The 14,933-nt window shown below is 45.7% G+C and carries 12 protein-coding genes; all 12 read right to left on the reverse strand.

What is annotated here, in order from left to right:
- Positions 1–293: 293 nt before the first annotated feature.
- Entirely contained in the window at positions 294–716 is a 423-nt protein-coding gene (locus tag ACFSR7_RS16130) for a hypothetical protein (protein ID WP_378163240.1), read from the reverse strand.
- 122 nt (positions 717–838) lie between these two features.
- The gene (locus tag ACFSR7_RS16135) at positions 839–1,276 is read right to left on the reverse strand and encodes a hypothetical protein (protein ID WP_378163242.1); all 438 of its coding nucleotides are present in this window, start codon (positions 1,274–1,276) and stop codon (positions 839–841) included.
- Positions 1,255–2,294 (reverse strand): IS630 family transposase gene (locus tag ACFSR7_RS16140; protein WP_378163244.1). Its coding sequence is split into 2 segments (ribosomal slippage): positions 1,255–1,791 and positions 1,794–2,294, totalling 1,038 coding nucleotides; the frame shifts between segments, so codons are not numbered across the junction. The genes ACFSR7_RS16135 and ACFSR7_RS16140 overlap by 22 nt, the downstream gene beginning before the upstream one ends.
- Before the next feature lie 442 nt (positions 2,295–2,736).
- Complete coding sequence (locus ACFSR7_RS16145) at positions 2,737–3,111, reverse strand: polymorphic toxin-type HINT domain-containing protein (RefSeq protein ID WP_378163246.1); 375 nt, start codon at positions 3,109–3,111, stop codon at positions 2,737–2,739.
- Between the two features lie 236 nt (positions 3,112–3,347).
- The gene (locus ACFSR7_RS16150) at positions 3,348–4,178 is read right to left on the reverse strand and encodes an imm11 family protein (protein WP_378163248.1); all 831 of its coding nucleotides are present in this window, start codon (positions 4,176–4,178) and stop codon (positions 3,348–3,350) included.
- 16 nt (positions 4,179–4,194) lie between these two features.
- Positions 4,195–4,491 (reverse strand): AHH domain-containing protein, encoded by a 297-nt coding sequence (locus ACFSR7_RS16155; RefSeq protein WP_378164608.1) that lies wholly within the window; start codon positions 4,489–4,491, stop codon positions 4,195–4,197.
- Entirely contained in the window at positions 4,431–4,796 is a 366-nt protein-coding gene (locus ACFSR7_RS16160) for a hypothetical protein (protein ID WP_378163250.1), read from the reverse strand. The genes ACFSR7_RS16155 and ACFSR7_RS16160 overlap by 61 nt, the downstream gene beginning before the upstream one ends.
- Before the next feature lie 76 nt (positions 4,797–4,872).
- Positions 4,873–5,664: a hypothetical protein gene (locus ACFSR7_RS16165; protein WP_378163252.1), complete on the reverse strand. Its 792-nt coding sequence runs from the start codon at positions 5,662–5,664 to the stop codon at positions 4,873–4,875.
- A gap of 294 nt (positions 5,665–5,958) precedes the next feature.
- Positions 5,959–10,377, reverse strand: a complete 4,419-nt coding sequence (locus tag ACFSR7_RS16170; RefSeq protein WP_378163254.1) for an RHS repeat domain-containing protein — start codon at positions 10,375–10,377, stop codon at positions 5,959–5,961.
- 68 nt (positions 10,378–10,445) lie between these two features.
- Positions 10,446–10,871, reverse strand: a complete 426-nt coding sequence (locus ACFSR7_RS16175) for a hypothetical protein (RefSeq protein ID WP_378163256.1) — start codon at positions 10,869–10,871, stop codon at positions 10,446–10,448.
- A gap of 1,071 nt (positions 10,872–11,942) precedes the next feature.
- A complete protein-coding gene (locus ACFSR7_RS16180) occupies positions 11,943–12,590 on the reverse strand; it encodes a DUF3238 domain-containing protein (protein WP_378163257.1) in 648 nt (215 codons plus the stop codon).
- Between the two features lie 1,337 nt (positions 12,591–13,927).
- Complete coding sequence (locus ACFSR7_RS16185; RefSeq protein ID WP_378163259.1) at positions 13,928–14,905, reverse strand: alpha/beta fold hydrolase; 978 nt, start codon at positions 14,903–14,905, stop codon at positions 13,928–13,930.
- Positions 14,906–14,933: the final 28 nt, after the last annotated feature.

Here is a 14,933-nt window from a genome sequence, read left to right on the forward strand (position 1 = left end):
CATGCTCCACGTGAAACATATTTTATGTTCAGGCAGAATTTATTGTTTTTCTACTGAAATAACTGAGAATATCCGCGCAAAAACTTTCGCTAGTGGTAGCTACCCTTGCTACAAGCTATAACTCTGCCTTCCTTATTCTTAACTAATTAAACACCCAAACCGACTCCATGCCCCCAGAGCTCCCCGCCCGAATGTGCAAGAAACCCTTCTTACCGAAGCAGAAGGGTTAAGGACTAATAAGGATTAAGTTAAAACGTCGAAGCTGAGCTCGACGCTTCGAGATGATCTTCTGTCTAAAGCGTAACCAGTAATATTATATAAAGCACAGGAATAACAGTTACGACAAGTAAATTGATGATTTTGCTCTTAACAAATCTGCTTATATACATTATAGATGATGAAACGATACCAGTAAGAATAATAAATAAAATTGTATCTTGCTGGGAAACTCTAAAGATAATAATACTTAGTAAAGAAAATAAAGTTCCTAAAGCTAGGTATGCTGCAATTTTAAATCTACTTTTTATTAATTTATCCACCAGTAAGGAGATAATTCCTGCAACAAATACAAAAGGAGCAGTATACATTACTGAAACCAATCCAAAGCCTACGATTAGAGTCGCGTCAGTTTCTCCTCTAATCATAATTTCAAACAGCATCATACAAAGAAAAATAGTAGTAATAGATAAAATAATTGCTGTAAATTTATTTAGCATAACTTACTCCCTTCATGGAGTATAGCTTCCGCTTATTCTCAGATTCACGACTGAAGCGACACTGATTGAATTGGGGGTAAAAGAAAAACCTTGAGAAGCATCCTCAAGGTCTAAATATTATCTTATACCTCAATTACCATAAGCCCGTCCATATACGATTCTAAAGAAGAAATATTAACCCACTGTGATTCACTTTCCCTAAATGTATAGAAGCGTATTACAACTTCTTCTTCATCAAAGGAAAGTACGAGAATAAACCTCTTTGTTGGGCTAAACTTCCTATGAAGTATTGCCGCCCAAACTTCAATTAATTTTTTAGAAAAAGCCAATACTTGAAAGGGATTTAAATTTTCAGGGAGTAGATCATTCATGTGAATATGGTTATATTCTGCTTCCAATGCGGTCCTGTCAGAAATGAATTGATTCTGTGAGAAGCGACTGGGTAAATTTTCAATCCTATCTTGTTTGAGCAGAATGCATCCTACCCACTCAAAGAACTCAGGAAAAATAATAAAGTTATATACACTGAACAAATGATCTACAGGCGGATACAGAGACAATCGATGACCTCCGTACGATTGGCATTTGCACGCTTCATGAAGGCGGCAACGTTAATGCGGATGTGGTAGAACTTTTTGTAGAATACGTTGTGCACGACATCGCTCTTGAGCCACTTCCAAAGCCCTTCGACCAGATTTAGTTCTGGTGAGTACTTGGGCAGAAAGACGAATGCAAGACGCTTATGTTTCTCCAAAAAAAGCTGTACTTGAGCCGCATGATGGATCTTCCCGTTATCCAACACCATGATAATCTTGCCGGTTGAATAGCGTTTAAGGATGGTTTTGAGGAACTGGATAAACGCCGCTGCATCGTAACGCTCGCCGTCCTGGTACACGATCTCTCCCGTCTCATAGTTGAGAGAGCCAAACAACTTGGCGCCTTCGTGCCGGCCATAGGTCGGAACTTTGCGTTGATGGCCTTTGGGAAACCAGTTGTACTGCAAGGATTGATATGCTCGGATCATCGATTCGTCCTCAAACAGCAAATGGTCGATTTGTCCGTCTATAAGCTTTTTTTTAAAGCCGGAAATGTCTTGCTGCGAAAGGCTTCTTGCTCATCTGGATCCGCCAGCTCCAAGGTATAGGTAGCCTTGGTGTGGCTGAAGCCCAGACGCTGCAACAATTTGGACATGCCTCTTTCGGAAAAGGTTTGCTCGAACTCACGCTCAACATAAAGAATGGCGAGTTTCAATGTCCAGGTGTACTTGGCTTCAATACCGACTTCTGCCGGCTGCTTATCTGCAATGGTTTGAGACAATTGTTGCTCTTGTTCGTCGGTCAGACGATGCGGTTTGCCTGTCGAATGTCCTAGCGCCAACGCATCGAGACCGCCTTCACGATAGTGATGAATGTAACCGCTGGTCGTTTTCTCTGACCGTTTAATCATCTTGGCGATCTCCCGGATCGTATGGCCTTCCAGATGGTGTAGGACGGCCAGATACCGTTCGTACATTCTTTTATTGGAAGCCTGACGCATAGCCAACTTAAGTAAATCTATTTCTTGAGTTTGGGTTTGCATCTCGATCACGTCCTTGTGGGTTTTATTTCATCTTTTACCCGTTTACGACGTAGCTGGTAAGTTGCAACGAAGTACTTTAGTTCAGCCTATATAATAGAATTTAAATTAATAATTGTTTCTGATTCCTTTTCTTTTTCCACCATTTTGCTAAAAAACTGTTGCATCTTAGAATTTATTATCTAGCTCACCTCATTTATGGTGTGTATGGACTTTCTTTTAGATACTGGGTAAGACCGACATTTAGCTTTTTAACAAAATTAGCATCCCCAAGCATATTGTTTACACTTTTTGGAGCGGTGTTACCGCTAGAATCCACAAATGCTTTTTTATTGGGGTCATACAAATACTTTTTATTGTTTGCAACTTGATAGTGAATTTGTCCTGCTCGTTGTCCAGGGTTATGATTCTCAACATCGATCCTTGCCTTGCTACCGTTCTCTTTCTATAATGTCTTACCTGTAACCTGAACTCCGGATGCACCAAATAGGCAAGATTCGTCTGTATTATGCACCCAAATGCCAAGGTCGCTTCCAAAATACGTATGGAACTCATCCACCGTCATATTGTAAACCGTTGCTGTTTCATGTTTCCGCTCAATGCTCTCTATTTTGAGTTTATTACCGTCGCTCTGAACTAGCAAGTCTTTGCTACCCGTAGGCGCACCCGCGGCTGCTATAACCCTATTGAAATAAGTACCTCCAGCTGTTTCTCGTATTATCAGTTCAACCAAAGTTTTCTGGTTGGCCTTTTTGCATAGGCGCTTTAGATGACGGCAGTCGGGAGAAAAAGAAATTTTTTGGTAGTAACTCCGTATCAAAATTGTTCTCTCGGTGCCGGCTACAATTCGGAAGAGGAGATGGCGTAAAACCAGCGGATTTTATGGCGTATGAGGTAATCTCTCATCTAATCTTATAGTCGACGTAAAACTAAACCCCCTTGATTACATTGGTCAAATCCCAGAGGATTATCAATGTTTGTCAAAGGGGTCCAATTTTTATTAATCAACCGTTATAAATACGTTAAAAATACATCGCTTGTTACGAATACTTAAATTTATCTGCCGAGCTTTAATACTGGTTCCTTCTCTACTAGATGCCACTTCATATCCAGAAATATCGGCGGGATATAAACGGGATCCATCCATGCGTAAGTCAAAGTATCCTCTAGCAGGTCACCAATTAGCAATGAGTCCTTCTCGTCCAACTCGAGTTTCTGCTTGCCGCTGACGGCAGCCTTGTTTTCCTTGCGCATTCGCTCAGTGACCTCGGCGAAGCTATACTCCGGTCCTTTGGTACGTTCGATCTCGGCGAGTTTTTCTAGGTAACGCTGGCGCTGCATCTCTTCGGTTGCTGAATTAGTTTCCGAGTCCCACAGTTCGATGAATCGGAAACCAGTCAGATTGTACTGGAGAACGCGTTCGCGAAAAACGTCGGTAACGAAAATGTAAGTTGTTATAAATTCAGGGAGCTTAAAGATCGCAGCATCTTTGATGATTTCTTGCGAAAAGGCATACTGAGTGATCTTTCTTATCTCTCCATCAGGCCATAATGTTAGTTGGGATCGACTCCTGTCAAGCGCCGGAATAATATTTATGACGTTGATAGCGAATAGTTCCAACGAGTCATGTTCAAGCGGAAGCGTTTCAACTTTATCAGCAAGTAAATCCTGAGTCGCCACTATAGCTTTTTTACTGAGCGCCAGAGTTCCAGCTGATAAAGCAATTATATCTAGATCTAGACCTTTATTGGAGTAGAATTTAAGATCTCCCCAACGTTCAACGGGCACGCCATTAAACTGATTCTCGAAGTAAATGGGGTAATTGTGCTCCATATTATCGTAAAATAATTGGTCCTGATGATCAGAATTCAATTGGTAAACCTTCATATACAACCCTCATTTCCTAACTTAAAACGCCGGTTAGCAAGTCCTCTCGTATATCCTCTATTACACCCAACACTTTATTTCTATCAGTTTTTACCATTCGTAACCGAATTGCAACCTCCTCAAAGTAATCTCCACTACGGTAACCATTGTGTGTGGAAACATAAACGCCATTAACCTCAACTTCAGGCAGACCTGTTTTTCTAGGTAGCCAGACTCCATTAGCAGCTGAATTAATATCAATCCCATGGTTGGCTATGATGGCGCTCGCTTGGCCGTTGTCGTAGTAGGCGTATTGCCGTCCTGATAGATGTATGTCTCTGTGCCTTGAACGGAGTCTTTCTTGGACAAACGACGTCCCGGATCATTGTAGTTATAGACAATAAACGACAAGTCCGGAAACACTTTCTCGGTCAAGCTGGCCAGTTGATTGTACTTGTAGGAGGTCGTCGTAGGAGCCGTTGGATCGGTAGCCTGCGTCAAGCCGCCCAGCAGATGGCGTCCGTTTGCCTTAAAGCTGCTGATGCCGCCCATCGCGTCGGTCGTCTGCGATTTGAACTGATCGCCGCCTATTTCATAAGAAAACGCTATATAATATAAACAAAGTTGAAAAGACCACATGGAGTCATTACTCACATGTGGCCCTAACTGAGATAGGCACCATTAATTAAGGTTAATTCAAAGAATCCTAACCAGCCTAAGCTTTCTCATGCATAACTAAGTCATCCCATATTTGAAAGTATTCGTATAAGCTCTCTTTGTCCTCAACATATTTTTCTATGAATTGGTAGGGTTGTAACTTTATATTTACAAGGTTACCAACTCGGTCCAAAAATAGTGTGGATTTGTTTTCTAATCTCCAAGTTCCACCTCCTAAATTAATTCTGAAAACTTCTCCTAAATAAAAAGTAGCGTACAATATCGATTTTACAGAGTTATCTTGCATCAATAATTCCTCAAGATGATTTAAGCAAGACGGGTCATTTACTTTTAAGTTATTGGTATCGAAAAACTCATATGCAGCCTGTTGAAAGTCGTTTGTTAAAATCATATCCAGAGGAATGGAGTTAGGCTTGGTTTGATTTTGTTTAAACCAAAGTAGAGCTGACTCCTTTGTCACCTGTACTATATTTTGTAACAGGTTACAGAGAGAAGTTTCATCTTCGTAATGAAGCCATTCATTGTTATGCTCTACGAATGCCAGCATTTCAGTATGATTAGCAAATTTGTTTTTTAAATCTTGCATGGTCAGCGTAGCTTGTTCTTCATCTTGATTTTGTAAAGCTTGATAAGAAATACTCTTTTTATTGGTATAATATTGAACTCTTATCGCATTTTTGTACCAGTCACTCTTATCGATTTCAATTTGTTCTTGGTTTTGAGCATTATCTCGGCTAAAAATCCAAATATTTTTATCTTGCTTTAACGAAAATCCTATCCCTTTTAACTCAGGTACGATAATATCCCGAATTGCCTTTGAAATATTCAAGAGAACCTCCCATTTTATGGCACGAAGACAGGAAACCTAGGAAATGGTATGGGCAGGGGAAATCCATTTCCTGATCCACCTTGACCTGTGCCAGGTTTAGTAATTCCATCCGGCGTGGGTTCATTTGAAGGTATACTAAAGTTTAGTGTATCCCATATCTTTTTCCAAATACTAGACTTTGCTTTTTCGGTTGTCGGCTGGTAAGTTGGATTTGGGTCTCTTTTATTTCTTTCGCCGTAATAAATCATACCTGGATCATCTGGATATGTGTAGTACGCAATTTCTTTATTTGAATTATAAGGACTGGGGACAGCAAAACCATCGGCCGCCTCCTTTATTGGCTTTTAATGAAGTGTCTCCTCTAAATCCATTGAGATTAATACCATTTATATAGCTTTGCAACTGTTTTTTTCCAGAGGCATTTAGTGCAGAATTATTTCTGTAGGTAATAGGTTTAAGTTCATAAACCTCAATTCTATTCGATTGTTTAAAAACATAATCAGCTCTTCCTTGACTGCCATTAGTAAGGCGAATATATGGCTCAGTAAAAGCAACTGGCTCTTTAAATATGAGATTTGGTAGCTTGAACAATCCTCCTAAAACCTTATGAGCATAAGTTCCATAGGCACAGCTACCAAATGTAGGTATAGTATTTCTAGCTGTACAATACCCCGTCGGATCCACATTCACCAGCGGATTATTCTCCACATACGCATTCAAACTCTGCGGGCTATTCACCCGACCCTCATACGTATCCTCCGAGATAAACCGTCCTAACCCCGGATCATACCAACGCGCACGCAGGTACTGCAGCGTCGTCAGCTCATCCCAGTACTCCCCGGAGTAGCCAAACGGGTTATCGATGGTCTCGTTGGCGACGAGCGGATTGCCCCAGATGTCGTAGCTGTATTCGTTCAGCAGTGTACCATTCGCTTGGCGCAGGGCAGTAACATCGCCATGGCCGTTGTGCAGGTAGTAAGCTTTATTACCCGCCGCATCCTCGCGGTACAACAGCTGAGCGCCGCGCACGTAGCGAGCTTTAAACGTAACTGTGCTACCGGAGACCGTGCCTTCGGCGATAATGTTCGCACCGTCGTAGTAGTAGCGGATCGTCGTGCTCACGCCGCCCACAGTCTGGGTGCGCTCGGTCATAAGGCCGTCACCGTTGTATTTGTAGCTGACGGTGTCGCCGTTGCGCGTGACCGTGCTGAGCTGTTCGGCATCGTCGTAAGTGTAGTCGATCGTGTCGGTAGTCGGATTCTGGATGCTCGACTCCAGTGTCAGACGGTTGCCCTTGGCGTCGTACGTGTAGGTCTCGCTGCCTTCGGAGTTGGTCAGAATCTGATTCAGGCCGTCGTACGTAAATGTGCCGGTCGTCGTGCCGTCGTCACGGGTGAGGATGTTGCCGTTGTTGTCGTAGCTGTAGTCGTAATCCTGGTTGAACCCTGTTCCGGATTGCCCGAGCTTTGTCAGACGGCCATAACCGTCATGCGTATACGTCTCGAGCAGGCTGCCGCCCGCCAGCTTCAACTGATACAGCTGCGAGGATTTCTTGTAGCTCGGATCGGTCGTCGTCAGATTGTCGCGGTAGACGTACTCACCCTGCGTGGCGCCGTCTACGGTTACTTTTTTAATCTGATCATCCTGGTTGTACTCGTAGTTGATGACCTTGCCGAACGGATCGGTGATGGCGCTCACTTGGTCGTTGTCGTAATAGGCGTATTGAATGAACTTGCCGTCCGGATAGATGACTTTTTCCAACTGGTTGTCCAGCCGGTAAAAATATTGCGTCGTTCCTGTCTCGTCGGTCATCGTCTTGCGCAGGCCATTCTTGTAGTAGGTATAGCTGCCGTTCTCTGCGCCGCTTGCCCAGCCCTTCAGGCGATTGAGCTCGTCGTACGTATTGGTGACAGTCGTTCCCTTGCGCGTGTTGCCGCCGGTCAGGTTGTTGTTGTCGTCATAGGTGTACGTCTCCGTGCCTTGAACGGAGTCTTTCTTGGACAAACGGCGTCCCAGCTCATCGTAGTTATAGACAATGGACGACAAGTCCGGAAAAACTTTCTCGGTCAAGCTGCCCAGCTGATTGTACTTGTAGGAGGTCGTCGTAGGAGCCGTCGGATCGGCAGCCTGCGTCACGCCGCCGAGCAGATGGCGTCCGTTTGCCTTGAAGCTGCTGATGCCGCCCATCGCATCGGTCGTCTGCGACTTCAACGGGTCGCCGCCGATTTCATACGAAGTGCTGGTCGTCAGCGGGCTTGTGCCGATGTCGCCTTGAATTTGCGTGCCGGTCGTACGGCCGATCGCATCGGTCGTCTGCGTCACGGCAGCGCCGTAATCGCTGGTCGTCGTCGATTGATGCAGCAGATCGTTGAAGGCCTGGCCCAGGATGCGCCCCTCGCCCGACGTCGTAGACACTTGGCGTCCGGCAGCATCGTAGCTGTAGTCGGTCCGGTGCCCGGCGCCATCTACATTATAGGCCAATTCGCCCAGCTCATTGTAATAGTTGGTCAGCAAATCGTAGAACACGCGCGAGTTGTTGTTGTTGAGCTTTTCCATCTGAACCTTGTACAAGCGGCCCAGACCGTCATAAATCTCGGCCGTCTTCTTGCCTTCCTCGTCGGTCGAGACGAGCGTCGCTTGCTGCTGGTTCGTGTTGTAGGAGAAATCGTACGTGCGCGTTCCTGCCGCCGTTTCTCCCGTAACCTTCTTGTTCGTAATCTGCGTCAGACGGCCGACAGGGTCGTAAGCGTAGGACTCTTCGCTGCCCGCAGGCGCACCCGCGGCAACGGCATTGCCGTCATAATGCTTGGTCACGCGTCCGGTCGGCAGGTCGTAGACGTAGCGTTCCTCCAGCGTCTTCGTGCCGGTGCTGCTCGTTACATACTGCTTGATGCTGGTCGGGTATGCATTTTTGTACGCTGCGTCGTAGGCGATATCCGTGCGCTGGCTCTTGCCGGCCTCGAGCGCCTGCGTCACACGGGTGACATTGCCGTAGCTGTCGTACAAGTAGCTCCACTGAAGGCTGGCCGGTTGGCCGTTGTCGTCGGTGTAGTTCTGTGTCGTCGCGTTGATTTGTGGCTTGGCGCTGTCGATCGTATGGACGATGTCATCCGTCAGGGTGCCGGAAACTGTTGTCTGCTCGCGCTTGGCAAGCCCTCGGAATTGTGTATCGTACGTGTAAGTGCTGACATGGCCGACCGCATTGGTCGCGGTGAGTACATTGCCATAAACGTCATAAGTAAAGGAATTCGTCTCCGTGCCTGATGCAGCCGGTGTCTGCGTATAATCATGGCTGGTTGCCGTGATCGTCGTCGGCAATTTTTTGGCGGTATCGTAAGTGTAGCCAGTCTCGCTTCTGTACTCGCCGGTTTTTTCCGCAATCACGCTCGTGACCAGGTGCTGGCCGTTTAGGTTCGTCGTGAGTGAGATTTTCTCGACGCGCGGAATGTGCGATGCTGCGTTCGGATTGCTGATGATCGTGCGCTTGGTTGCGTAGCTCGTCTGCGCAGGATTGGTGAAGTCTGCGTTATTCGTGTAATCAAAGGTCGTGTAGTTGTACTTGGTATCCTTGATCTGGTCGTAACGGGCGGCTACGCGATAGTAACCAATATACCCTTTGTCGCCCAGACGCTTGGTTACCAGGTTGTCCGTGTATACATAGTTCGTAGAGGAGCCGGTCGGATATGTAATCCGCTCCAGATCGGAGTAGAGCGTGTCTGTACCGTTCGGACCCGAGGTGGAGTCATAGTCGAAGTAAACTTCGCCTTTGTCGTACGCGTAGGATGTCTTCTCGCCGAGTTCATTCTCGACAGTGGACAGGTTGCGTTTCTTGCCTTCGTTGCTGATCAGCGTTTTTCCGTACACAAACTGCTTGCCTGGTGCGTACGTAATCGTCACGGAGTTCGTCGTATAGGCAAACGTGATCTCCCGGTTGAGCGTATCGATAATTTTGCTGATAAGAGGAGATGGCGTGCCTTCAAGAATCGGCTGGTTGGCGTACTGCACGAGGATGACGTTGGCATAAGCATCCTTGGTGCCGATCCAGTTGCCTGCGCTGTTGAAGTAAACGCTCGTGCCGAGCGTGTCCGTCATCTTGTAAGCGGCCGTGGCGGATACCGATGTGCCGGATGCGTTATTGGTGGTAAGCGTTTCGGTCGACGGCGCAAAGGTTAGATCCTGAAGCGGGCGATTGACGAAGCCATTGCCGCCTGCAGCCACCTCGTAGACGGTGCCGTCGGACAGATGCGCGAGCAGCTTGGTACCGCGGATTTCTACGGACGGAAAGGCGAAGGACCAGCCGACGCCCAGGTTGGACGTGCGCTCCTCGTAGGTCGTGGGTTCCTTCTGGTTGTCGTAATCGAAGCCGGCGGACGAGCTCTGCGCGACGGCCTTCGGGCTCCAGACCAGCGCGGCGTTGCTCTGATAGATTCGGCTAACGTTGACGTCCAGTCCGTTGCGGCCAGGCAGGGTAAAGTCGGTGACGCCATACTTGAGCGCGCCGGACACATCGGAGATCTGCTCACCTTCCGCAACGCCCGCGGACGGGGAGTTAGCAGCCATTTCATAGATGGATTTGGGCGTCTCTATGCCGTTTAGCGCGGCGGAATTGTCGACGGTGTCGCTGGCATACGCGCGCGGGGGAATCGGTACGACGGCCAAGCTGGCCACAAGCAGCAGATTGAGCATGAACGACAGGCGGTTTTTCTTCTTCACGCGTAGGTTCTCCTCACTTTTTCGATCATGATAGATTTGCCGGTTGATACAGGCATAACGGCGGGCGTCTACTCGGCCGGCTCGGTCTCCTCCGTCAATGCGGACGGATTCGCGATTAGCTCCCGCCTCGTGAGATTGCCGTGGGCGTCGTACGTGAAGTGGATGCGGTCGCCGGTCGGGAGCATAATGTCCTGCAGCCGGTTTTGGGCGTCATAAACGTATTGGAACAATTGCAGCGAATTCAGGTTAAAAAGGGAATTCTTTTTCAGAAGGCTATCGGGCGTGTCATAACGAATATGCAGCTGCGGGCGAGCATTCAGGTCGGAGGCTTGCGAGGATGTAAGCGTCAAAAGGTCCTCGCTGTTCGAGGAGAGCGCAAGACCATAATTGGCTTGGTCGCCATTCACCCATTCAGAGGCGAGCGCCTTAAGCGGCAATTTAATCGGTTTCGCGCCGCTGACTGCAACACTGCCATAAGCTGCGTAGCTCGTCATAAACCTTCTCAATCCCTTTGCGAACGATGTCTGAACGCGTCGTATTTAGCTTCTCGGCGGAAGCATCGAGCTTGTTCATCGTATCCTGATTCATACGTATCTTGATCGTTTCGCTTTTGGGATTGTTTGATGGAGGACGCCCCATCTTTTTGGAGGACATCTCTTCCCAATTATTGTCCCAACAAAAATATATTATTGTCCCCACAAAAAAGCCAATCTGATTCGCTGATATCGAATGTTAAGTTGTACTGCTTGCAATATTCACTTGTTAGGGATTGCCGTGAGACATGTTCCTTCGACATTTATGCTTCACGTGAAACATATCTCATGTTCAGGGCAGAATTTATTGCTTTGCTACTAAAATAACAAAATTCTACGTAAGACGAACTGTTGAGTGTTGACACAGTGCAAGTAGAATAATCTGGGACCCTATCTTTCACTTTTTCGAATAATGAGGATTTGCAATAGTTTGATGAAAACGGCTGTACATTTCGGTGCCAAAGCTTTCGCTGGTTGTAGCTATACCCTTGTTACAAGTTATAACCTAGTGTTCCTTATCCTCTTAACCAATCGAACATCAAAGCCCGCACCATGCTCTCAGAGCATCACCGTCCCTAAGCGCGAAAAAACCCTTCATGCCGCAGCAGAAGGGTTAATTAAGGCTTTGGGTTAACAAGTTTAATGGCAAGCTTAGCAGTTAATTAATAAATTATGCACCTAACGTTGTCCGAGTTTCTTCTTTACATATTTTTTGAAGAGAGAATCAACTACAAAATACGTAACAACCATTATTAATGAAATTATCCCAAAAGTAAGTCGCTGAAATAGTAAGAAGAAAAGTGCACCCAAAATAATATAAACTATTAGATAGTAAAATGAGTTTGTAACTTTTAATCTCTTTAAGATAAATTCAGAAAACGATAAGAGCGACATGAAAATAAGAACAATAATGAAAAATACTAAGCCATAAAAAAGGAAGAAGAACTCGTTAGGAAAAATAGCAGCGATTATAATAGAGGATAACAAACTTGAAAGAAATAATTTTGATAACAAGCTGCTCACCACCCTCTATTACAAATACTTGAATGTTCTTGTAAATTTCCCGCGATTGTTATAAAGATTAGAAAACCCTCCAACTGCTTTATATTGATAAAGTGTATTAAATGGTCCTCCATTAATACTTAAGTACCCCTCATAGGCGGGGAACTTATCTAAACTTGTGGTAACAGTTACGTATTGTTTACCTGCAATTTTAATATTTGTTGTATAATCAATTGCTGGTGCTCCTACAACAAGTGGATTTCCTGCCGAAGTAGAGGCACCAATACTAGTATAATTACTTCCACCATTAGGACTTAGATTACCTTCGGACCAGAACATGTTTCCATTGCTGGCTCTGCCTTCTCTTGTCACTTCCCCTTTGCTATTTATTTGATGTGTTTTGCCAACATAATTCAAGCCAACAACGGAATTATAGTCTAAATTTATAACCCCATACTGTAAAGTTCTTACTGTATATTGATTAACGCCAAAAGCTCGATTTGACCCATCACCTTGAAACTCTGCTCCACCCAGATTCTTAACCCCACAGGATATGCATACAGGTGATGATCCTGAGTCTACAGGAAGAAATGTATCTAGACTTGCAATAGCGTAATTTGTCCCACTGCCAGCCACATACCGTAAATAGTTTGCAGTCGAGTGAATTTGATTTTGCATTTGTTTGTTTCCCTCAGCTCTATCGTATAGGCCTGTAAGGAAATTAAGCTGCTTGGATTTGGGATGGTATCCTTCAAATAAACCTTCCGGTAGATATCGATTAGTCTTAATAGAAATAAGCGACAGTGAAGAGAGCAGTGGAAATTGGGATCATCCGTTAATGAGTTACTGGACAAGGAACATACATAAGCTTCAACAGAAGATTAACTGGATTTTAAATGGGGTTAGCATGGGAAATTTGATTAATGTGGCTAGTGCTTGTACTGGTGTATCGGGCACTTGGATTAATCGGTGGAACAGTACATGAGTGACGGTAAAAACATGCCCAGGGACGGGGGAGGGCTGCTTAGAAGGATCGCAGCGCAGGCGGGTGCGTTCAGGCTGTTGGATTGTTCAGAATTGTCACCCCACACTCACAACAACGGAACACAACACGCTACTCGTATCACTTGATTTTCAATATATGGGCTGCGCTATACTCGACTAAAAGCGAGGTTGAACCCATGATATCGAATGCTCAAACGTTCAAAAAAGCGTTTGAAACCATATTTTCAGATGCGCGGGAACGCGGTCAAGAGTACGTCGATGTCGTCTCGGGGGAACTGCATGCGATTATAGGGGGATACCCTTCCTTCAATCATCGGATGCCTACTTGCTGCTCCGTTATGCGCTAACATATGAAAGCCGCCGATTTGGAGCTTTCAGCTCCCCCTAAAGGTAAAAGAGCCGAACTGAGGGTCAGATATTATCTGTGAGGTTCAAACTGTAAAAGCGATCACATGGACGCATAACCTAACTCGCACCAGCTTATGCGCGTGCTGCTGCTGGAGCAGGTGTACTGGGCGATACCGGCGTACCGGCCGCGTTGTTGGTCGTCAGCGTCTCGGTCGACGGCGCGAAGGCGAGGTCCTAGAACGGATGGTCCACAAAACAGTCGCCGCCCGGGGCTACATTGTAGACGGTGCCGTCCGACAGATGTGCGAGCAGCGTCTTGCCGCGAATCTCAAGCGAAGGGAAGGCGAACGACCAGCCGATTTACTAAACCTATAATTAACCATTTTAAACACTCATCATTTAAAAAGTGTTTATTTCCCTATTTGCGATTATCATCTAGCTTAAGTTCAACAATGAAAAAAAACGCCCGGGAGGACGTTCTTATGCACAATCAGAATGATAATACTTGGCGCCCACCAGGTCGCCATATTTTCTGAATTCTTTTTGGACACCACTTTGTAAGAAGGGTGTATGGTAGGGTACTAAACACTTCGAGATTTGGGGAGGTACACCCATTCTTGTCTTAGAACCTCAAGCCCAGCAAGGCTTTTGATTTATGAAATTCAATTGGATAGAAGATTATTTAGTGCATCATTAATAAATGAGATATCAGGCTGATGAATACCCCTTCCAGCAAAATGTCCCCAAATGGAGTCTATTGGATGTATGCATGCATTCGGCATATGATCGGCTTCGTACATGCTATCATCGTGCGTAAAGTAGAGATCTGTTTTTCCTGGCATAATGCAGGCTTGGGCCTTGATACTTTGGAGCGCCTTATTGAAATCACCCTTGTACGAGGGATTATTGCTGATGTCGGCATGTTGCTCTGTGCGAATCATTGCCAATAAGTTGTAAGGGTCAAGCGTAAGAAAGTTTTGCTCCCAGAAACCGGCAATAAACTCATCTAATGAATCGTACCCCAGCTCCTTGTAGCAGCTATTACGATAGAACGCATGCGAGAGTCCCCATCCGGCGTAAATACGTCCTACAGCTCGTAAGCTTGTACTCGTGTCGTTAGTCTCCAGTGGAGCCTTTACACCTTCAAAGAAGGCATAGGTGTGAGGCCAAGTCTTGGCTGTTCCGTTAAAAGGTGCTATCCGTTGAACCATATTGGGATAAGCGGCTCCCCATTCAAAGGCTTGCATAGCTCCTAATGACCAGCCTGTGACCAGAGCAATCTTCTTAATCCCTAGTTTGTACATCATGAGATGGTGCTGTATTCGCACATTGTCATAGATCGTAATGAGAGGAAATGAGTTCTTATCTGACGGTATTTCCATATTGCTAGGGGATGAAGACAAGCCGTTTCCAAACAGATTTGGAACAACAATAAAGTATTTATTTGGATCCAGTGCCATACCTCCGCCGATCAACCATTCATTACTTCGATGGGTATCGCCCAGAGCTGTAGGGTACAAAATAACATTGTTCTTCTCAGCATTCAAAGTCCCATAAGTTTTGTATGCGAGAAAAGCGTTATTTAGCACTGCACCTGACTGCAGGGTATAATCGCCTAGCTCCAAAATCTCATATTCCATGATAAAGTCCCTCCCAAAACTGAATTGA

It is taken from the genome of Cohnella sp. GCM10020058 (assembly GCF_042683485.1).
GTDB lineage: Bacteria > Bacillota > Bacilli > Paenibacillales > Paenibacillaceae > Cohnella.

Excerpts from the sequence above, each read along its gene's own strand:
- ACFSR7_RS16160 (WP_378163250.1), bottom strand. The coding sequence starts at position 4,796 with ATGTGGTCTTTTCAACTTTGTTTATATTATATAGCGTTTTCTTATGAA.
- ACFSR7_RS16150 (WP_378163248.1), bottom strand. The coding sequence starts at position 4,178 with ATGAAGGTTTACCAATTGAATTCTGATCATCAGGACCAATTATTTTAC.
- ACFSR7_RS16130 (WP_378163240.1), bottom strand. The coding sequence starts at position 716 with ATGCTAAATAAATTTACAGCAATTATTTTATCTATTACTACTATTTTT.
- ACFSR7_RS16185 (WP_378163259.1), bottom strand. The coding sequence starts at position 14,905 with ATGGAATATGAGATTTTGGAGCTAGGCGATTATACCCTGCAGTCAGGT.
- ACFSR7_RS16180 (WP_378163257.1), bottom strand. The coding sequence starts at position 12,590 with ATGCAAAATCAAATTCACTCGACTGCAAACTATTTACGGTATGTGGCT.
- ACFSR7_RS16175 (WP_378163256.1), bottom strand. The coding sequence starts at position 10,871 with ATGACGAGCTACGCAGCTTATGGCAGTGTTGCAGTCAGCGGCGCGAAA.